The organism is Streptomyces sp. MnatMP-M17, assembly GCF_900091995.1.
Classification (GTDB): domain Bacteria; phylum Actinomycetota; class Actinomycetes; order Streptomycetales; family Streptomycetaceae; genus Streptomyces.
In genome coordinates, this window is sequence record NZ_FMDK01000555.1 from 1 (window position 1) to 1,087 (window position 1,087).

A 1,087-nucleotide genomic window follows, 5' to 3' on the forward strand; every position below is an offset into this window, starting at 1 on the left:
TGGCCGGGCTGCACCGGCCGGCCGCCACCGCCGTCAGGATCGCACGGCTGCTGGCCGAGGCCCGCTCGGACGACCCGGCGTTCCGGCTGTCCGCGCTCTCCACGGAGCTGGCCGAGCTGCTGGATCTGGTGCGCCGGCCGGCCGAGGCCCTCTCCCCCGCGCGCAGGAGCTACCGGCCGGAGGGACCGCTCCGGCTGTACGGACTGTTCACCGAGCCGGTGGTGACCGCTTCCGGATACGCGGGCGCCACCGTGTACGCCCTGGCGCCCGACGGCGCGCTCCGGACGGTCTCGGACGTCGCTCCCGGCGGACCGGAGCGCGCGCTTCAGGCGTCGGGTACGCCGGTGCCGGGCGGTTGCGCGCTTCCGCTGCGGGAGTTGGGCGACGGCGGGGGAGTGATCCTCACGTCGCCGACCGTCTCGCCGGACGGCAGGATCGGCGGCGGCGGGCAGGTCCGTTCCGTACGGGCCACCGGTGCGGACTGGTACGAAGCGCCGCTCGCCGCCCTCTGGGAGCGGCCACCGGTCGGGCAACTGGCGGCGGTGCTGCATTGGTTGGCCGAGCCGGCCGACGCCCGCGCGGCGGGCGGCGATCTGCTCTTCCTCGACGGTATCTGCACCGGCGCGGGCTTTGTCGTGACCGGCGGTCCCACGCTCCGGCTGTCGGCGCCGGACGAGCGGCCGGAACTGCCGTACGCGGAGAACCTCCGGCTGCTCGCGGGCCGCTCCGGCCTGGCGCTGCGGCTGATCGCCCGGGTCGTACCGGACCGGCCGGACCGTGTGCAGGTGCTCGCCGCGTCCTGGACGGGCCATGACGGGGAATGCGTAAGGGCGGATCTGGGACTGCGGCGGCTCCACCGCTCGCACATACCGGCCGTACCGGTACCGGTACCGGTGCCGGCGCCGGTAGCGGGTCCGGCTGACCCAGCGGGTCCGGCGACAGGGACGGCATCGGCCGAAGCGGCGCCGTCCGTCGTGCCGGTGGCCTCGGCGCCGCCCGCGCTTCCGGTCGAGCTGGATCTGCTGCGCAGGGCCGTGGATCGCGCGGTCGCGGGAGGCCGTGCGGTGACCGCCGTATCGGCGGGCGG

At 76.2% G+C, this 1,087-nt stretch carries 1 pseudogene; it reads left to right on the top strand.

Annotation, left to right across the window (positions count from 1 at the left end):
- Positions 1-1,087, top strand: a pseudogene (locus GA0115259_RS40535) (hypothetical protein); the annotation flags it as partial.